The following is a 17361-nucleotide window of genomic DNA, read 5'->3' on the forward strand; positions in this document are numbered from 1 at the left end:
CCGGGCCTATTCGGACTGCGCGGCCGGAGCGTTCTTCCGCGGGGTCCGCATCGCCGCCCAGAACCGGGCGGCCTCCCGGATCGACTCCTCGACCGGGCATGGCTGCCAACCCAATTCGCGCTTCGCCTTGCTGCTGTCGACGTCGGATTCGGCGCGCATCATGCGCACCGAGGCCAGGCTGAGTTCGGAGTCCTTTCCGGTGAGCCGCGCTTTGAGGGTGCCCGCCGCCGCCAGGGCGTAGAGCATCGGCACCGAGATCGAGCGTTGCGGCGGCGGCACCCCGGCCTCGTCGGCCGCGATCCGCACCACGTCGTTCAGCGCGATCATCCGCTCGGAGACCAGGTATCGCTCACCGATCCGGCCGCGCTCGGCGGCCAGGATCATGGCCCGCGCGGCGTCGTCGACGCCGACGACTTCCAGCCGAATGCCGTTCATTCCGAAGGGCAGCTTCCCGAAGACGGCGCCGGCGATGAAGGCACCGTGCGGCGTGCCGCCCCAGTCACCGCTGCCGTAGGTCGTTGACACGCACATCGCGATGGCGGGCAGCCCGGCGTCGGCCACGTACCGCATCACCAGGTTCTCCGCCTGCACCCTGGACTGGACATACGGCGTCAACCCCCGCGGGCTGATCACGTCGTCTTCGGTCGCCACGTGCCCATGGCGCCGGCCCACGGTCGCGTAGGTGCTGGTGAAGATGAACCGGCGCAAGTCGGGTTGGTCGACAGCGACATCGAGGACGTTGCGCAGGCCGTCGACGTTGGTGTGAAACAGCGGAGCCGGATCGCGCAACCACGCGCGGGTGTCGACGACGCAGTAATAGACGTCGTCGACGCCGTCCATCGCCTCGCGCAGGGTGGCGTCGTCGAAAACGTCGCCATGGAACCGGGTCAGCTCGAGGTCGTCGATGGAGCGGGTGTTGGCGTTCGGACGCACCATGGCCCGCACTTGGTGACCGTCGGCCACGAGTTGCCGGGTTACGTGCGAACCCAGGAATCCGTTGGCGCCGATAACGAGTTTGGGTCTGGTGCTCACTGAGATCCTCCGTTTTGCTGCATCCACCGGGCGGCGTCGTCGTCGAGCGTGCCCAGCGCCTGGGCCTTGCGGCACCACTTCATCCCGGCGCGCAGGAAGCGCAGCGGGTTGTAGATGTCCTCTTCACGGCTCCACTGGCCGTCGCCGGCATAGGTGATGATCGTGATGTTGGTTGCGCTGATGACGCTGCCGTCTCCCGGATCGCGCATGGGGTTGTCGAGTTCGAGGATGACCCGCCCGGTGGGCTCGTCGATCACCGACCACAGCGTGGGGAACGCGATCATGTGGCTGCCGGGGAAGGTGGTCATCGTTTGTTTGATCCACTCGCGCACCTCGTCGCGGCCGCGCATCGTGCCGGCCGCATGCTCGACGTACTCGACGTCGGGCGTGTACTGCTCGACCCAGGCGTCCCAGTCGCGGGTCTCGGCGGCCCGGGCGACCGTTTCCTCGAATTTCTCGAAGGCGGCGGCCAGTTCGCTGCGGGAGAACGAACGGGTGGTCACTTCGCGGCACCGTTGCTGCTCATCGGCGGAGTGTAGCCTGGGCGGCATTGCGGCCGGTTAAGGAGGACGAGCAATGGCAACCCAAAAAGCGATACTTGCCGGCGGGTGTTTCTGGGGCATGCAAGAACTCATCCGCAAGCAGCCAGGCGTGGTCTCCACCCGGGTCGGTTACACCGGCGGCGACGTCCCGAATGCCACCTACCGCAATCACGGCACGCACGCCGAGGCGATCGAGATCGTCTTCGACCCGGCCGTCACCGACTACCGCACGATGCTGGAGTTCTTCTTCCAGATCCACGATCCGACAACGAAGGACCGGCAGGGCAACGACCGCGGCCCCAGCTACCGGTCGGCCATCTTTTACCTGGACGAGGAGCAGAAGCGCATCGCGTTGGACACCATCGCCGACGTCGAAGCCTCCGGGCTGTGGCCCGGCAAGGTCGTGACCGAGGTCAGCCCGGCCGGCGACTTCTGGGAGGCCGAGCCCGAGCATCAGGATTACCTGCAGCGCTACCCCAGCGGGTACACCTGCCACTACATCCGCCCGGGCTGGAAACTGCCGCGCCGGGCCACCGCGGACCAGTAGGCGGAGCGCCGCTCAGCGCCGGTGCGCCACGACCCGGCCGCCGTCCTTGGGCGTGTAGGCGACCCCCCGGCCGTGCCACCGCTCCCCCGGCGCCGTCGTGGTCTCGATGGTGAAGTGCCGCAATACCGTTCGCAGCACGACGTCCATCTCCATGTTCGCGAACGCGGCGCCCACACAGCGACGGGTGCCACCGCCGAACGGAATCCACGCGAACGCGGACGGCTTGGTCCCGATATACCGCTGCGGATCGAAGCGTTCCGGTTTCGGGAACACGTCGGGGTTTTCGTGGATTTGCGCGATGCTCACCAACAGTGATTCGCCGCGCGGAATGACCCACTCCCCGAGCTGATAGCGCGGCGGGTAGACGCGCCGGGCGGCGAAATCGATGACCGTGCGGGACCGCTGCACTTCCAGGATGGTCGCCTGACGCAACTCCTGACCGTCGCCGTCGGCCTCCTCGACCAGCGCCGCCAGCACGTCGGGGTGGCGCGTCAGCCGCTCGAACGCCCAGGCCAGCGTGGAGGCCGTGGTCTCGTGACCGGCGGCCAGCAGCGTGAGCAGTTCGTCGCCGATGTCCTTGCGCGACATCACCGAACCGTCGTCGTAGGTGCTGCGCAGCATCAGGGCGAGCACGTCGGTGCGTTCCTCGAAGTTCGGGTCGGCCCGCTCGGCTTCGATCAGCCTGTCGATGACGAGGTCGTACTGGCGCCGCCATTCGTCGAGCCGTCCCCACGGGGTGTAGCGGCCGTAACTGCGTTTCGGCTTGGGCATGGTGGCCATTCGCGAACCCAGCGTGACCCACGGCGGGATGAGCCGGCGCAGCTCGTCGAGTTCGGCGCCCTCGGCCCCGAACACGGCGCGCAGGATGGCATTCAGGGTGATACGCATCATCGACGGCAGCGTCGCGAACGCCTCGCCCTCCGGCCAGCCCGCGGTCTCCCGCAGCGTCTCTTCCTCGATGATCGCCTCGTACTTCTTCATGCTCTTGCCGTGGAATGGCGGCGCCAGCAGCCGCCGCCGGCGGCGATGGTCCTCCCCGTCGAGCGCGAACACGGAGCCGGAGCCGAACAACCGGCTCAGGTTGGGCTGGATGTTGCCGAGTTCGTCCGGGCTGGTGGTGAAGATCTGCTTGGCCAATTGCGGGTCGGCGACCACCACGACCGGGCCGTAGATCGGCAGCTTCAGCGTGAAGACGTCGCCGTACCGGCGCGCCAGCCGCTGAATCATCGCCCGCCGCGACACCGCAAAACCCAGGCCCTGCAACAACTTCGGCAACCGGGTGGCCGGGGGCAACCTGACGGCGGCAGTGGCCGGCGGGGCGGTGACGACTTCACTCATGGTGGGCTGCTCCCCTGTTCACCCCGGGCACCGGGGGTGGTACCGCGGTGTACCAGACCTTTCGGGGATACGGTACTCTGTGGTACCACAGCCTGACAAGGGTGCCGCACCTATCGAAAGGGGCGCCGGCCGTGACATCACCGACGACGGCAACGGTCGCGGTTCTCGGCGACCCGTTCCGGGTCCGGCTGCTCGACGGCCTGGCCACCTCGATCGCCGAGCGCGGTTACCGGGCCAGCACCGTCGCCGACGTCGTCCGTCACGCGCGGACGTCCAAGCGCACCTTCTACGACCAGTTCGCGAGCAAGGAGGAGTGCTTCCTGGAGCTGCTGGGTTCCGACGTCGAAAAGCTGGGCGAGTGCATCGCGGCGGCGGTCGATCCCGAGGCCGACTGGCATCAGCAGATTCGTCAGGCCGTTGAGGCCTACGTCGGGCACATCGAGTCGCGGCCGGCCCTCACGCTGAGCTGGATCCGGGAGCTCCCGTCGCTCGGCGCCGCCGCCCGCCCGGTGCAGCGGCGCGGACTGCGACTGCTGTCCAGCCTGCTGATCGACCTCAGTGCCAGCCCCGGCTTCCAGCGGGCCGAGCTGCCCCCGCTGACCGCCCCGCTGGCGGTCATCCTGCTGGGCGGTCTGCGTGAATTGACCGCCCTCGCCGTCGAAGACGGAAACCCGGTGCGGGGAATCGTCGAGCCGGCCGTAGACGCCTCCATAGCCCTGCTCGGCCCGCGACACTAAAGTCACTCGCAGACCCCTCAACCAGACGGAGGACTCACGATGCGGCTGTCCACCCGAAACCAGCTCAAAGGGACGATCACCGAGGTTGACCTCGGCACCGTGATGGCGATCGTGAAGGTCAAGCTCGACGGCGGCGATCAGGTCGTCACGTCGTCGGTGACCAAGGACGCCGCGATCGATCTCGGACTCAAGGTCGGCCAACCGGCGACCGTGTTCATCAAGTCCACGGAAGTCACCATCGGCGTCGACTAGCCCATGGCAACGACGATGCGCGCCGAGCGCTTCTACGCCGACACCAAAAGGGTTGCGCTCGAAGATGTTCCAATACCCGAGCCCGGCCCCGGTGAGGTCTTGGTCAAGGTCGCCTTCTGCGGCATCTGCCACTCCGACCTGAGCCTGATCAACGGCACCTTCCCGGCGCAGCAACCCGTGGTGACCCAGGGACACGAAGCCTCGGGCACCATCGCCAAACTGGGCCCGGAGGTGGCCGGCTGGGCCGAGGGTGACCGCGTGGTGGTCGCCGCCGGCCGGCCCTGCCAACGCTGCGCGAACTGCCGGCGCGGCGACGTGGTCAATTGCCTGCGTATCCAGTTGATGGCCTTCGCCTACGACGGGGCGTGGGCCGAATACACGGTGGCGCAGGCGGCGGGCCTGACCCGGGTGCCCGACAACGTGCCGCTGGAGCAGGCCGCGATCCTGGCCGACGCGGTGTCCACGCCGTTCGGCGCCGTCGTCCGCACGGGCAAGGTGGCGGTCGGCGAGTCGGTCGGCGTCTGGGGCGTCGGCGGTCTCGGCACGCACATCGTCCAGCTCGCGCGGTTGGTGGGCGCCGTGCCGATCGTCGCCGTCGACATCAACCCCGCCGTGTTGGAGCGGGCACTGGCCGTCGGCGCGGACTACGCGTTCGACTCCCGCGAAGACGGGCTGCGGGACAAGATCGCGGACGTCACCGGCGGCCGCCTGCTGGACGTGGCCTTCGACGCCGTCGGCCTGAAGGCGACGTTCGAGCAGGCCCTCGATTGCCTCACCCCGGGCGGCCGGCTGGTGGGCGTCGGGATGAGCGCCGAGGCGCCGACCGTGGGACCGACCGCGCTGTTCGGTCTGACCCGCAAGCAGGTGCTGGGCCACCTGGGCTATCAGAACGTCGACATCGAAACCCTGGCGAAGCTGGTTTCGGCCGGGCGCCTTGACCTTTCACGGTCGATCAGCCGGATCGTCGCCCTGGAAGACGTGGCGCACGGCATCGAGATGCTCGAGCGGCAGGAGGGCGACCCCATCCGGATCCTGGTGCGGCCCTGAGCGCGCGGACGCTCAACCTTCGCCGCGCAGGAAAGCCCTGACCCGGTCCAGCACCAGCTCCGGGCGCTGGTCGACGATCCAGTGGCCGACGCCGTCGACCAGCTCCACCTTGAAATCGCTGATGTGGTCGGCATATCCGTCGGTCAGGTCGGGCGTGATGACCGGGTCTTCGGTGCCGGTCAGCCAGCGAACGGGTACCTCGACGCGAGCGTCGTCGTACTCGCCGCGCATCCAGCGCAGCATCTCGCCGGTCTGGAAGCTGCGGTACCACCGCGAACCGGCTTCGGCATGGCCGGGCTGGCGCATGCACTCGAGGTACATGGCGACGTCGTCGTCGGGCAGCGTGAAGCCGCCGCCGACCCAGGATCCCAGCAGGCGGACGAAGCGTGAGTTGGGAGTGCTGATCACCCGCGGGCCGACGACCGGCAACGAAATCGGGATCTGGTACCAGAACCGCCAGACGTTGCGGACCGTCGACAGCCCCCGCTTCACCCAGGGCGCGACGGTGTTCACCCCGAAGAAGCCGGTCACCCTTTCCGGGTGGCGCAGCATCATGATGAAGGCCACCGGCCCGCCCCAGTCGTGCGCGACGAGCTTGACCGTCTTCACGTTCAAGCGATCCAGGACGGCCGCCAGATCGTCGGCCATCTCGGCCTTGGTGTAGCTCGAGCGCGGCGCCGAACTCCACCCGGCGCCGCGCAGGTCGGGGCACAGCACGCGGTAGCCGTCGGCGGCGAGCGGGCCGATCAGGTTGTGCCATTCCCACCAGTTCTGGGGGAAGCCGTGCACCAGCATCACCGCCGGCCCGTCGGCCGGACCCGCGTCCGCGACGTGGATCGTCACCCCGCTTCCCAGATCCACATACCTGTGTTCGACACCGTCCAGCGCGGGCATGGTCACCATGCCAAAAGAAGCTAGCGGGCTGCCGCGGGTTAGGCCAGAAACCGCTCGACATAGGGCGCGAACCGGTCACGCAGGTCGGCCTCGTCCAACCCGAACATCTCGCAGGACGTCGCGACGTTGCCCAGCCGGCCGCGGCGATGGCCGGCCAGGTAGGCGTCGATCGCGGTTCGGGCCTCGTCGGTGAACGGCTCGCCGGCCAGGGCGTACACCCGTTCGGCCACACCGAGCTCGTCGGCCATGAAGTCGTCGAAACGGATGTCGATCGAGCGGTCCGGGCCGATGGTGTCGCGGTCGCGGACGAGCGCGGAGAGCATGTCGTCCAGGCGGTCGATCCACGAGGCCGCGATCTCGGCCACCGGCACGGGCGTTCGGTGCATGCGCGCGGAGTAGGTGATCATCGCGATCATCGACAGCGCCACCGGCACCGGATCGCGGTGCGTGAACACGACGATGCCGCCGGGGAAGACGCGCCTCAGCACCGGCACCTGCTCGAGATGCTGGGGCGACTTGAGCAGCCAGCGCCGCCCGCCCCGCAGGAACTGCATGGCTTTGAGTTGCCGGGCGAGGTATTCGTAGTGCGGCGTCTGGTCGTGGGCCCGGTAGTAGTCACGCCAGCGCGGCACGTGGGCCAGCGTCTCGAAGAGCATGGTCGAAAAGTCGTTGGCGAGCAGCTGGATCTCTTCGTGGACGTGCTCGGTGGTCATCTCGTGCATCAGCGGGAAGTGGGGCATCACGGTGTTGATCACGCCGATCGCGACGTCCATCCGCGCGCGCCGCGGGTCCGGCTCGATCCCGGCCTCGGCCGGCAGCGGGAACGGTTCGACGCTTTCCCAATACGGCATGCTGCGGAACGTGGGCGGGGCGGCCAGCATGTTGTGCAGGTGGGTGGTGCCGGTGCGGGGCAGCCCCGCGATCACCACCGGCGGCTGCAGCTCGATGTCGTCGATCTCGGGATGCCGCCGCAGCAGGTCGGTGAGCAGCAGCCGGTTCTTGAGCAGTTGCAGCAGCTGCCCGTAGAAGTTCACGACCCCGGCCCCGTGCATCCCGTCGATGTCGCGCAGCGCGGCGAGGTAGGCCTCGAGTCGCTCCCGATAGTCCGACGGGCCGAAGTCGTCCAGGCCGGTGTCGGCGGCGGCCCGCGCGCGTAGCGCGTCGGCATCCAGCGGGCAGTCCGGCGCGAGCGAGGCCATCATGTCGAGGATTTGTTGCGCCTCGGGGCTGAAGCGGGGCCGGGCGAGGTCGTCAAGGAGAACGGCGTCGGTCACGGCGACTTATGTTACTCTCGGTTTCGTAATGGTAGTGGACTTTGGCCGGCCCCGTGACCCACGCATCGACGGCGCGGTGCTGAGCGCCACCGTGGAACTGCTCGCCGAGACCGGCTACGCCGGGCTGCTGGTGTCCGCGATCGCCGAACGCGCCGGCACCAGCAAGCCCGCGATCTACCGGCGCTGGCCGAGCAAGGCGCACCTCGTCCACGAGGCGGTGTTCCCCATCGGCGCCGCCACCGAGCTGCCCGATACCGGGTCACTGCCCGAGGACCTTCGCGAAATGGTCCGTCGCTCAATGACTTTCCTGACGACGCCAGCCGCCCGGGCGGCCTTGCCGGGGCTGGTGGCCGAGATGGCCGCCGACCCTTCCCTGCATGCGGCGCTGCTGGAGCGGTTCGCCGGCGTCATCGGCGGCGGCCTGGCCGAGTTGCTGGCGCGCGCCGCGGACCGCGGCGAGGTCCGGCCCGACGTGACCGCCACCGAACTGACCGAGACCATCGCCGGCATCACGCTGATGGGCCTGCTCACCCGCGTCACCGAGCTCGACGACGGGTGGATCGATCGCACCACCACGTTGCTCCTGAAGGGAATCCGCGCATGACGCACGAAACGACGGCCGCGTGGCAGGAGCTGCTGGGCACCCTCGGCACCCTGGACCGGTCCTTCATGGAGGGCGACCGGGCGGTCACCGACGAGCGGCACGTCGCGGACGGGTACCGCATGCTCGCCAGCACGCTCGGCGTGGCCTTCGACGCCTACCTGTTCACCGAGCCGGGCCGGCCCCAGTTCTTCGCCGTGAACACCCCGTTCCGCCGTGACCGGCGCTGGGGCGGCGACAACACCGACGCCTACTACCACCTCTGCCCCGTCGATCCGCAGCGCCGCTACCGCATCAGCGGCAACACGGGTGACAGCGTGTACTTTTCGGTGACCGCCTACAACGAGCCGTCGCCGGGCGCGTGGTCCGACCGGGTGGTCGCGATCGTCCGCGACAGCGATCTGGACGTAGACGCCGACGGCAACTTCTCCTTCGAACTCGGCCCCACGCCGGACGCCGCCGTGCTGATGACCCGCGACTACCAGGCCGACCCGCTGACCGGGCGCCCCGTCACGTGGCGGATCGAGGCGCTCGAGGCGCCGGACCCCATCCGGCACGGCGACGCCGAGACCGCGGCGGGCCTGCGCGCGGTGTCGACCTGGTTGCGCACCATGTTCGCGATCGTGCCGCTGGCGGTCGGGACGCGCGTCGACGAGACGCACGCTCTGGGACACGAAACCGCTCACGCCGCAAACGAATTCGCCGACCCGTACCAAGTCCCCGACGCTACTTTCGGGTGGTCGGCGCGCGACGCCTGCTACTCGTACGGCAGCTTCGTGCTCGACGACGACGAAGCGCTGGTGATCACGCACCGGCCGCCCGCCTGCCGGTTCTGGAACCTGGTGGTGTGGAACCAGTTCATGGCCACCTTCGGCGCCGCCGAGGGCCCCGATGTCCGCTGCTCGATCAACGGCCACAGCGCCACGGTCAACAGCGACGGCTCGGTGACCATCGTGTTGTCCCGCGCACTGACCGGTCACCCGAATTCGCTGACCACGCTGGGCTACCCGCGCGGGAACCTCGCCTTCCGGTGGTTCCTGGCCGACGGGGTGCCGGCGCGGCCCCAGGTGAAGCTGATGAAAGCCGCGCAGGCACCGACCGCCACCACCTAACCCGCCGAGTGTGTGGCCTACGTACGTGAACCGCGTTGATTCCGTCCGTAGCCCCCACACTCGAGATCAGCCGACCGCCGAAACCAGCTCGATGGCCCGGCCCAGGGTGCGCAACTTGGCCTCCAGTGTGTCGCCGGCCGGATACAGCCGCACCGTGTTCACGCCGGCGTCTCGCCACACCGCAAGCCGGGCGCGCACCATCTCCTCGGTGCCGATCAGCGTCGTGGCCAACACCATTTCGTCGGTGATCAGCGCGGCCGCGCCGTCGCGATCGCCCCGGTGCCAGCGCTCACGGGCCTCGGCGGCGATGTCGGCCCAGCCCTGCCGGCTGTAGGCCCGGTTGTAGTAGTTCGTGCTCGCGGACCCCATCCCGCCGAGGCTGAAGGCCAACCCCTTCTTGCGGCCGGCGACCATCCCGCGCAGTTCGTCCTCCCCGGCGGCGAAGGCGACCTCGGCGCCCTGGCAGATGTCCACGTCGGCGCGCGTGCGGCCGGCGGCGGCTAAGCCCTCGTCCAAGTGCGAGAAGTAGGCTTCGCCCGCGCCCTCGGGGACGAAGCTGGTGCCCAGCCAGCCGTCGGCGACCCGCCCGGTCAACCGCAGCATCGCCGGTGACAGCGCGGCGAGGTAGATGGGGATGGGATGCTCGGGCCGGGTCGACAATCGCATCGGCACGCCCTCACCACCGGGTAGCGGAATGTGAAATTGCTTGCCGGAGTAAGAGATTCTCCCCCCGCTGAATACCTGCCGCACGATCTCGACGGTCTCGGCGATGCGGGCCAGGGGCCGGCCGAACGACACGCCGTGCAGGCCCTCGATCACCTGCGGGCCGGAGGCGCCCAGTCCGAGCAGGAAACGCCCGCCCGACAGGTTGGACAGGGTGATCGCCGTCTGGGCGACCATGACGGGCGAACGAACGCCGACTTGCAGAACGCCCGACCCGAGCAGGATCCGCTCGGTTCGCGCCGCCAGGTAGCCCAGCGCCGACGGCGCGTCGGAGCCCCAGGCCTCGGCCACCCAGCACACGTCGAGGCCCAGCTTCTCCGCCTCGACGACGAAGGTCGCGGTGTCACGACCGGCGGTGGACAACTCGACCGTCGTCGCGGTGCGCATCAGCGCACCCCGTGCTCGGCCAGCCTCTTGATCGCCGCCAGTGTCTTGCCCATCGCGGCCTCGAACTCGCGCATCCGCACGAACACGATCTTCTGCTCCTTGTCGGGCATCGATTCGATGGCCACCGACAGCCCCGAACGCCCCGGACCCATCTGCATCCAGTAGCTCAGCGCCGTGCCGCCGTCGCGGGGGGTCAGCCGGAACCGCCACATCGCCGCGGGGTTGGTGGGATCGCCGACGGCCCAGGCGAATTCGCGGGGCTCGTCGCACGCGACGATCTGCGAGCTGGAGCTCCATTGCCCGAAGGCCTCGTGTTCGTTGTGTCCGATGAAGCAGGCGCCCACGCGCGGGGCGTCGGCACCCTCGGCCCACTCCACGGCTTGCAGCTCATTACTCAGCGTCGGCATCAGCTTGATGTCGGAAACCAGGCTCCACACGCGGGCGGGGTCCGCGTCGATCCACGTCGATGCTTCCACCGTCGGTTTGTCCGCATAGCGCGCGCCGGTCCATTCCACGTCGCCCATTGTCCCCCGCGCGCAAGACCCACGGCGTGGGGGACGTGGGCCGCCGTCAGGCGGCGGCGGGCGCCGGGTCGGCCGATCGGTCGTTCGTCGCCTTGCGCAGCACCGAGTCCGGGAAGGTCAGCCGGACGATCTTGCGGACGACGGTGCCGAACTGGCGCAGCAGCGGGCCGCGGTTGTAGGGGATGCCGTAGCGCTCGCAGATCGCTTGCACCTCGGGCGCGACCTCGGCGTAGCGGCGCGCCGGCATGTCCGGGAACAGGTGGTGCTCGATCTGGTGAGACAGGTTGCCGGAGAGCAGGTGAAAGAGCTTGCCGCCGGTGAGATTCGCCGAGCCGAGCACCTGGCGGAAGTACCACATGCCGCGAGACTCGTCCTTGGTCTCCTCGACGGTGAATTCCTGGGTGCCGTCGGGGAAGTGGCCACAGAAGATGATCATGTACGACCACACGTTGCGCATCAGATTCGCCGAGAGATTGCCCGCGAAGACGAAGGGTGCGAACGGGCCGGCCAGCAACGGGAACGCCACGTAGTCCTTGAGGGTTTGCCGGCGCGTCTTCTTCCAGATCGCGCGCAGCACCTCGCGTTTGTCGGCGAGCTCGATTTCGCCGGAGCGGATGCGCTCGGTCTCCAGTTCGTGCAGCGCGACGCCGTACTGAAACAGCACCATCAGCAGGAAGGCGTAGACGGGGTTACCCAGGAAGTACGGCTGCCAGGGCTGGTCTTCGCTCATCCGCAGGATGCCGTAGCCGATGTCGCGGTCCATTCCCACGATGTTGGTGTGAGTGTGGTGCATGTAGTTGTGGGAGTGGCGCCACTGATCGGCCGGGCATGCGGTGTCCCACTCGAAGGAGCGGCCGGAGATGTTCGGGTCGCGCATCCAGTCGTATTGACCGTGCATGATGTTGTGGCCGATCTCCATGTTGTCGAGGATCTTCGACAATCCGAGCATGGTCGTGCCCAGCAGCCAGGCGGGCGGAAGGAACAGCAACGCGCGGCCGCCGACTTCCAGCGCGCGCTGCGCCTTGATGACGCGGCGGATGTAGTCGGCGTCCTGCGCGCCCAGGTCAGCCATCACGCGCTCCCTGATGGCGTCCAGCTCGCGGCCGAATGCGTCGGCCTGCTCGGGGGTGAGGGTGATCTTGTTCTGTGTCATGGCTTTTCCTCCAAGGAATTGGGTGGCGATCCTCTGCGCCCGGCTTCGTCGCGCTTACGATCGCCACGGGAATGGGTTGTCACTACAGCGACAGCTCGACGTCGCCGACGGGGACCGACACACAGATCTGCACGTCCTCGTCGGGACCGGTCGAGACCGCGCCGGTGATCAGGTTGCGTACCGTTCCGGTGGTCTTCCGTCGGGTGCAGGTGTGGCAGATGCCCATCCGGCAGCCGCTTTCCGGTGTCAGGCCCGCCGACTCCGCCTGGTCCAGCAGCGAGCGTCCGTCGTCGACGACATCGACGCCGCTGTCGGAGAAGCTAACCCGCCCGCCCGAGGGATCCGCCGGCGCATCGAATGACGGCGGCACGAAGCTCTCGGTGCGGACGTTGTCGCAGTGCTTGCGGACGGCGTCGACCAAAGGCGCCGGCCCGCAGACGAACACCGCGTCCGGGGATGGCATCGCGGCGGCCAGATGTGCGGCATCGAACCGGCCGGCAAGGTCACCGCCGCCCGATCGGGTGTAGCCGTGTAGCACCCGGACGCCGGGCAGCGTGGCGAGTTCGTCGCGGTAGCATGCCTCGGCCGCGGTGCGGGCGTAGTGGACGAACGCGATCTCGCCCGCGTGGCCCTCGGCGACCAGGGTGCGCAGCATCGCCATCACCGGCGTGATGCCGCTTCCGCCGGAAACGAAGAGGATTCGCCGCGGCCTGTCCTTGGGCAGCGTGAAGTCGCCGCCGACACCCGCCAAACCGACCACCATGCCGGGGTGGGCGTGCTCGTACAGGTAGGTCGAGACGAGCCCGCCGTCGTGCCGGCCGACCGTCAGCTCCAGCCGGCTCGCGCCCTCGGCGTTGGCCGGCGAATAGCAGCGGGTGTGCCGGCGGCCGTCGATCTCGACGGTGAGGTTGACGTACTGGCCGGCCTGGACCGTCCAGGCGGACGTGAAGCGCTCGTTCGGGGCGAGGACGAGCGTGACGCTGCGAGCGGCGTTGCGACGGACGCCGGTCACCCTGGCGCGGGCCTCGCCCAGCGTCCAGGTCGGCGCCACCAGCTCGGTGTACCGGTCGACGCCGTGCGGGCCGGTGAGCAGGTCGAGAAGGTCTGAACCCAAGACGCGCTTCCGAAACGTGCGCGCGAGGGCCCGGCCAGGAGTCTGAGCGGTTTGAGTGAACATATGTACACCGTGGGGCCGTACCACCCGGTCAGTCAAGGGTTTACTGCCGCTCTGTGGTAGGGTTCACATAGTGAACAGCCGTACTCCTACCTCACGGGTGCGCGGTTCTGGTCGCGAGCGTGTGCGCGAAAGCCGGTCGCGCGAGGAGCGCAAGGAGGCGACCCGTCGCGCCATCATCGCCGCGGCTCTCAAGCTGTTGCAGGACCGCAGCTTCTCCAGCCTGAGCCTGCGTGAGGTGACCCGTGAGGTCGGCATCGTCCCGGCGGCGTTCTACCGTCACTTCGAGTCGATGGAGGCCCTTGGGCTGGTCCTGATCGACGAGTCGTTCCGGAGCCTGCGCGACACGCTGCGAGACGCGCGCGCCGGCAAGCTCGACCCGAATCGGGTGATCGAGTCGTCCGTCGAGATCCTGGTGGCCAGTGTCGCGCAGCGGCGGGAACATTGGCGATTCATCGCCCGCGAACGCAACAGCGGGCTGAGCGTGCTGCGCTATGCCATCCGCACCGAGATCCGGTTGATCACGTCCGAGCTGGCGACCGACCTGGCGCGTTTTCCGCGGTTGCACGAGTGGAGCACCGAGGATCTCAACGTGCTGGCGACCCTGTTCGTCAACGCGATGATCGTCATCGCGGAGGCCATCGAGGACGCGCAGAGCACCGAGGCGCTGGAAGACATCCGGCGGATCGCCGTCAAGCAGCTGCGGATGATCGCGATCGGCATCGCCGGCTGGAAGAGCAGCCCCTAGCCCTAGCGGGCGTCCGTGCACCCCACCGGGAGTGAACAGTCGAACACTGGTCGTCTTACTCGGTGGTCTGTGTGAAGTCCGGCGCCCCGTTCTCGTCGACGACCTCGTAGAGCGACTGGCCATCCTCGGGTGCCCCGTCGATCTGGCCGCGATGCGCGCGTCCGGGCGGGCCGTCGAGGGTCGCGCCCGCCACACCTTCGGCGGTGACGTCGGGCTCCTCTTCGGCGAGCCGGGCATCCAGGGACTCACCCTCGCGCGCTTCCCGTGCGGTCATGCCGAACCGGTTCGCTTCGCTCCAGCCCTCGGGCGGGTCGACGACGATGTCGCCGTCGTCGTTGTGGACCTCGTCGGAGTCGGTGCCTTCGCTCGCGTTCAGGGTGTCACCGGGTCCGCCCTCCTCGGGGAAGTCGGCCGGGTCCACCAGCTCGTCGGCTTGCGGGTTATCGCTCATGCGGGAACGGTTGCCCGCCGGGTTGGGGGGCTAAACGCCGGTGACCGCTAGCGCGGCGTCCGCCACATCGCCCACATGGTCGGGCCGCCGTCGGGCACGACGATCTCGCGGGTCACCGTGAAACCGAAACGTTCGTAGTACGGCACGTTTTCGGGCTTACTCGACTCGAGATAGGCGGGACAGTACTCGGCGTCGCAGCGGTCCAGCCGCGACCGCATCAGCGCCCGACCGAAGCCCCTCCCGCGGACCGAGGGGTCGCTCCCGATCACGGCGAGATACCAGTGCGGCTCTTCGGGATGCGTGCTCTTCATCAGTTCCTGCAGGCCGCGCGCCTTACCCGAACGCAGGCCGAACACCCGCAGAAAAGTCGGGATCATCGCGAGTTCACCCATGCGTGTCTCCCGCCACTGGTTGGGCGGATCCCACAGCGCGGCCGCGCCGATGCCCGGGCCGTCACAGGCCACCTCGACGCCGCCGCACCCCAGGTGGTGATGGCGTGTCATCGTCGCGAACAACCGGTGCAGGTGCGCGGCCCGCGCCCGGGGATCGGGCAGCAGCCAGGTGGTCACGGGGTCGTCGTAGAAGGCCCGGCCGAGCGTGCGTGACAGCTCACGGAGATCGGCCTTGCGCGCCGGGCGGGTCTGGGGACTCACCCGAGTCAGGCTAGCGGGTGACCGACCGCCGCATCAGGGGTGTGAGCGGCCCGGCGTTGGGTACGTTAGTCCGGTGACCGGCGTCTCGCGTCGCGACTTCGGACGGATGGCCGCGGGTGCGGGCGTGCTCGGCACCGCCGGACTTTCCGCCGGCTGCGGGCGACCGGGCGCCGACCACGCCGCGCCCGCGGCACCGCCGCCGCCCGCGGCCAAGGCGGTCGGTCTGGTGCTTTCCCATGAGCAGTTCCGCACCGACCAACTGGTGGCGCAAGCCCACGCGGCCGAACAGGCCGGCTTTGCGCATGTCTGGGCCAGCGACCATATCCAGCCGTGGCAGGACAACGAGGGCCACTCGATGTTCCCTTGGCTGACCCTGGCGCTGGTGGGCAACGCCACCAGCCGCATCTCCTTCGGCACGGGGGTCACCTGCCCCACCTACCGGTATCACCCGGCCGTCGTGGCGCAGGCGTTCGCCTCGCTGGAGGTTCTGTATCCCGGACGCGTCTTCCTGGGGGTCGGAACCGGGGAACGGCTGAACGAACAGGCGACCACCAACGCGTTCGGCAAGTACACCGAGCGCCACGACCGGCTGGTCGAGGCGATCACCCTGATCCGCCAGTTGTGGAGCGGATCACGAACCTCGTTCGCCGGGCGCTATTTTCAGACGAATTCGTTGAAGCTCTACGACACGCCTTCGGCGCCGCCGCCGATCTTCGTGGCGGCCAGCGGCCCCAAGAGTGCCACAATGGCGGGCCAATACGGTGACGGATGGATCGGGCAGGCCCGGGATGTCACGAATCCCACGCTGCTGACCGCATTCGACTCGGGTGCGCGCGCCGCCGGCCGCGACCCCGGCGCCCTCGGCAAGCGCGCCGAGTTGTTCGCGGTCGTCGGCGACAACGCCGAGGCGAGCGCCGCCGCCGGCCTGTGGCGCTTCACCGCCGGCGCGGTCGACCAGCCCAACCCTGAGGAGATACAGCGCGCCGCACAGGTCAATCCCCTCGACAAGGTGCTGGCCAACTGGACCGTCGGCACCGACCCCGCGCCGCACATCAAGGCGGTGCAAGCGATCGTCGACGCCGGCGCCGTGCCGTTTCTCCATTTCCCCCAAGGGAATCCGCTCACGGCGATCGAGTTCTACCGCACCAACGTATTGCCGAAGTTGCATTGAGCACCCGCGGGCGATACCGCGTTCCCGATATCCACACCGCCGCAAGGTATCTGGCACCACAGCCGGGCGTAGGCGAACATCACCGCCGCGGGCCGATGACCCGTCGACCGGTTTCAAGGCCGCGGGCCCGGGTATCCGTCCCGGCGGTGGCGGCCAGCCGCCGGCATTCGCAACGACAGCAACCGATGATCGGCACCGGAGGCTTACGCGCCCGGGCGATCGTGGAGAATCCGGTTTCATGGAGTCTGCAGACCCGACGTCGACCCACCAACTGGCCGTGCGCATGGCCGAACTCGCCCGCGACATCGCCGCGCCGCGTTCGCTGGGCCACGTTCTCGCCGACGTGACCACCGCCGCGGTGGAGCTGATACCCGCGGCGGACATCGCCGGGGTGCTGCTGATCAAGGGCGGCGAGGAGTTCGAATCGGTCGCGGACACCGACACCTTGGTTGCGCAGCTCGACAAGTTGCAGCACGACTTCGGTGAGGGCCCCTGCCAAGACGCCGCCCTGAAACAGACGATCGTGCGCACCGACGACCTCCGCGACGAACCACGCTGGCCCCAATACGCGCCGGCGGCCGTGGAACGCGGTGTGCTGAGCAGTCTCTCGTTCAAGCTGTACACCGCTGAGCGCACGGCCGGCGCGCTGAACCTGTTCAGCTTCCGGGCCGACCCCTGGGACACCGAAGCCGAGACCATCGGGGCGGTCTTCGCCGCGCATGCCGCGTCGGCGATCATCGCCGGGCGGCACGGGCAGCAGCTGCAGTCGGCCTTGTCGACGCGGGACCGCATCGGCCAGGCCAAGGGCATCATCATGGAGCGCTACGGCGTCGACGAACTGCGCGCGTTCGACCTGCTGCGCCGGCTGTCTCAGGAGAGTCAGGTCAAGCTCGTCGACATCGCCCAGCGCGTCATCGACACCCGCGGCGACGGCTGATCCGCCGCTGCCGCCATCTACGATGGGGTGGCCTTCATCGACGAAGCCGGTGCGACGCTGCGCC

At 68.8% G+C, this 17361-nt stretch carries 20 protein-coding genes; 9 read left to right on the top strand and 11 right to left on the bottom strand.

Translation table 11 applies throughout. From position 1 onward, the window contains the following. Positions 1-6 precede the first annotated feature (6 nt). A complete protein-coding gene (locus A9X04_RS17690; protein ID WP_067923105.1) occupies positions 7-1032 on the bottom strand; it encodes an NAD-dependent epimerase/dehydratase family protein in 1026 nt (341 codons plus the stop codon). Beyond that, entirely contained in the window at positions 1029-1535 is a 507-nt protein-coding gene (locus A9X04_RS17695; protein ID WP_067923108.1) for a nuclear transport factor 2 family protein, read from the bottom strand. Before A9X04_RS17695 ends, A9X04_RS17690 begins: the two co-directional genes overlap by 4 nt. Positions 1536-1608: 73 nt before the next feature. Between A9X04_RS17695 and msrA the strand changes: the two genes are divergently transcribed. Further along, positions 1609-2121 (top strand): peptide-methionine (S)-S-oxide reductase MsrA, encoded by a 513-nt coding sequence (gene msrA, locus A9X04_RS17700; protein ID WP_067923110.1) that lies wholly within the window; start codon positions 1609-1611, stop codon positions 2119-2121. A 12-nt stretch (positions 2122-2133) separates the two neighbouring features. On the opposite strand, the gene A9X04_RS17705 is transcribed toward msrA, so the two are convergent. After that, the gene (locus tag A9X04_RS17705; protein WP_067923113.1) at positions 2134-3459 is read right to left on the bottom strand and encodes a cytochrome P450; all 1326 of its coding nucleotides are present in this window, start codon (positions 3457-3459) and stop codon (positions 2134-2136) included. A gap of 131 nt (positions 3460-3590) precedes the next feature. Between A9X04_RS17705 and A9X04_RS17710 the strand changes: the two genes are divergently transcribed. From A9X04_RS17710 to A9X04_RS17720, 3 genes are read left to right on the top strand one after another with little or no spacing between them, the layout of a single operon-like run. Beyond that, a complete protein-coding gene (locus A9X04_RS17710; protein WP_067923116.1) occupies positions 3591-4196 on the top strand; it encodes a TetR/AcrR family transcriptional regulator in 606 nt (201 codons plus the stop codon). A gap of 39 nt (positions 4197-4235) precedes the next feature. Beyond that, positions 4236-4448, top strand: coding sequence for a molybdopterin-binding protein (locus A9X04_RS17715; protein ID WP_067923119.1), 213 nt, complete (start codon positions 4236-4238; stop codon positions 4446-4448). A gap of 3 nt (positions 4449-4451) precedes the next feature. Further along, positions 4452-5495: a zinc-binding dehydrogenase gene (locus A9X04_RS17720; RefSeq protein ID WP_067923122.1), complete on the top strand. Its 1044-nt coding sequence runs from the start codon at positions 4452-4454 to the stop codon at positions 5493-5495. Positions 5496-5507: 12 nt separating this feature from the next. Here A9X04_RS17720 and A9X04_RS17725 read toward each other — a convergent pair whose 3' ends face one another. Continuing rightward, positions 5508-6398 (bottom strand): alpha/beta fold hydrolase, encoded by an 891-nt coding sequence (locus tag A9X04_RS17725; protein WP_067923125.1) that lies wholly within the window; start codon positions 6396-6398, stop codon positions 5508-5510. Between the two features lie 29 nt (positions 6399-6427). Beyond that, complete coding sequence (locus A9X04_RS17730) at positions 6428-7663, bottom strand: sulfotransferase (protein ID WP_067923128.1); 1236 nt, start codon at positions 7661-7663, stop codon at positions 6428-6430. A gap of 28 nt (positions 7664-7691) precedes the next feature. Here A9X04_RS17730 and A9X04_RS17735 point away from each other — a divergent pair, with 28 nt between their 5' ends. Together A9X04_RS17735 and A9X04_RS17740 are read left to right on the top strand one after the other, a co-directional pair. Next, the gene (locus A9X04_RS17735; protein ID WP_067923131.1) at positions 7692-8267 is read left to right on the top strand and encodes a TetR/AcrR family transcriptional regulator; all 576 of its coding nucleotides are present in this window, start codon (positions 7692-7694) and stop codon (positions 8265-8267) included. Further along, positions 8264-9376, top strand: a complete 1113-nt coding sequence (locus tag A9X04_RS17740) for a DUF1214 domain-containing protein (protein ID WP_067923134.1) — start codon at positions 8264-8266, stop codon at positions 9374-9376. The genes A9X04_RS17735 and A9X04_RS17740 overlap by 4 nt, the downstream gene beginning before the upstream one ends. A 66-nt stretch (positions 9377-9442) precedes the next feature. Here A9X04_RS17740 and A9X04_RS17745 read toward each other — a convergent pair whose 3' ends face one another. The 4 genes from A9X04_RS17745 to A9X04_RS17760 all read right to left on the bottom strand — a co-directional run bounded on the left by A9X04_RS17745 (position 9443) and on the right by A9X04_RS17760 (position 13340). Next, the gene (locus A9X04_RS17745) at positions 9443-10486 is read right to left on the bottom strand and encodes an LLM class flavin-dependent oxidoreductase (protein WP_067923137.1); all 1044 of its coding nucleotides are present in this window, start codon (positions 10484-10486) and stop codon (positions 9443-9445) included. After that, positions 10486-11010, bottom strand: a complete 525-nt coding sequence (locus A9X04_RS17750; RefSeq protein WP_197509206.1) for an SRPBCC family protein — start codon at positions 11008-11010, stop codon at positions 10486-10488. The genes A9X04_RS17745 and A9X04_RS17750 overlap by 1 nt, the downstream gene beginning before the upstream one ends. 46 nt (positions 11011-11056) lie before the next feature. Then, complete coding sequence (locus A9X04_RS17755) at positions 11057-12163, bottom strand: acyl-CoA desaturase (protein ID WP_067923140.1); 1107 nt, start codon at positions 12161-12163, stop codon at positions 11057-11059. A gap of 82 nt (positions 12164-12245) precedes the next feature. Continuing rightward, positions 12246-13340, bottom strand: coding sequence for a ferredoxin reductase (locus A9X04_RS17760; RefSeq protein WP_067923143.1), 1095 nt, complete (start codon positions 13338-13340; stop codon positions 12246-12248). Positions 13341-13437: 97 nt separating this feature from the next. Between A9X04_RS17760 and A9X04_RS17765 the strand changes: the two genes are divergently transcribed. Next, positions 13438-14085 (top strand): TetR family transcriptional regulator, encoded by a 648-nt coding sequence (locus tag A9X04_RS17765; RefSeq protein WP_197509211.1) that lies wholly within the window; start codon positions 13438-13440, stop codon positions 14083-14085. Between the two features lie 55 nt (positions 14086-14140). On the opposite strand, the gene A9X04_RS17770 is transcribed toward A9X04_RS17765, so the two are convergent. Together A9X04_RS17770 and A9X04_RS17775 are read right to left on the bottom strand one after the other, a co-directional pair. Further along, positions 14141-14536 (bottom strand): hypothetical protein, encoded by a 396-nt coding sequence (locus A9X04_RS17770; protein ID WP_067923149.1) that lies wholly within the window; start codon positions 14534-14536, stop codon positions 14141-14143. Positions 14537-14583: 47 nt separating this feature from the next. Further along, a complete protein-coding gene (locus A9X04_RS17775; RefSeq protein WP_067923152.1) occupies positions 14584-15189 on the bottom strand; it encodes a GNAT family N-acetyltransferase in 606 nt (201 codons plus the stop codon). Between the two features lie 73 nt (positions 15190-15262). On the opposite strand from A9X04_RS17775, the gene A9X04_RS17780 reads away from it, so the two are divergent. Further along, a complete protein-coding gene (locus A9X04_RS17780; RefSeq protein ID WP_067923155.1) occupies positions 15263-16360 on the top strand; it encodes a F420-dependent hydroxymycolic acid dehydrogenase in 1098 nt (365 codons plus the stop codon). A 238-nt stretch (positions 16361-16598) separates the two neighbouring features. Then, a complete protein-coding gene (locus tag A9X04_RS17785) occupies positions 16599-17297 on the top strand; it encodes a GAF and ANTAR domain-containing protein (protein WP_067923157.1) in 699 nt (232 codons plus the stop codon). The last annotated feature ends 64 nt before the right edge of the window (positions 17298-17361 follow it).

The organism is Mycobacterium sp. E3247 (assembly GCF_001667785.1).
In the GTDB taxonomy this organism is placed as follows: domain Bacteria; phylum Actinomycetota; class Actinomycetes; order Mycobacteriales; family Mycobacteriaceae; genus Mycobacterium.

Excerpts from the sequence above, each read along its gene's own strand:
- A9X04_RS17735 (WP_067923131.1), top strand. The coding sequence starts at position 7,692 with ATGGTAGTGGACTTTGGCCGGCCCCGTGACCCACGCATCGACGGCGCG.
- A9X04_RS17715 (WP_067923119.1), top strand. The coding sequence starts at position 4,236 with ATGCGGCTGTCCACCCGAAACCAGCTCAAAGGGACGATCACCGAGGTT.
- A9X04_RS17745 (WP_067923137.1), bottom strand. The coding sequence starts at position 10,486 with ATGCGCACCGCGACGACGGTCGAGTTGTCCACCGCCGGTCGTGACACC.
- A9X04_RS17705 (WP_067923113.1), bottom strand. The coding sequence starts at position 3,459 with ATGAGTGAAGTCGTCACCGCCCCGCCGGCCACTGCCGCCGTCAGGTTG.
- A9X04_RS17740 (WP_067923134.1), top strand. The coding sequence starts at position 8,264 with ATGACGCACGAAACGACGGCCGCGTGGCAGGAGCTGCTGGGCACCCTC.
- A9X04_RS17785 (WP_067923157.1), top strand. The coding sequence starts at position 16,599 with ATGGAGTCTGCAGACCCGACGTCGACCCACCAACTGGCCGTGCGCATG.
- A9X04_RS17720 (WP_067923122.1), top strand. The coding sequence starts at position 4,452 with ATGGCAACGACGATGCGCGCCGAGCGCTTCTACGCCGACACCAAAAGG.
- msrA (WP_067923110.1), top strand. The coding sequence starts at position 1,609 with ATGGCAACCCAAAAAGCGATACTTGCCGGCGGGTGTTTCTGGGGCATG.
- A9X04_RS17755 (WP_067923140.1), bottom strand. The coding sequence starts at position 12,163 with ATGACACAGAACAAGATCACCCTCACCCCCGAGCAGGCCGACGCATTC.
- A9X04_RS17725 (WP_067923125.1), bottom strand. The coding sequence starts at position 6,398 with ATGGTGACCATGCCCGCGCTGGACGGTGTCGAACACAGGTATGTGGAT.
- A9X04_RS17760 (WP_067923143.1), bottom strand. The coding sequence starts at position 13,340 with ATGTTCACTCAAACCGCTCAGACTCCTGGCCGGGCCCTCGCGCGCACG.
- A9X04_RS17770 (WP_067923149.1), bottom strand. The coding sequence starts at position 14,536 with ATGAGCGATAACCCGCAAGCCGACGAGCTGGTGGACCCGGCCGACTTC.
- A9X04_RS17750 (WP_197509206.1), bottom strand. The coding sequence starts at position 11,010 with ATGGGCGACGTGGAATGGACCGGCGCGCGCTATGCGGACAAACCGACG.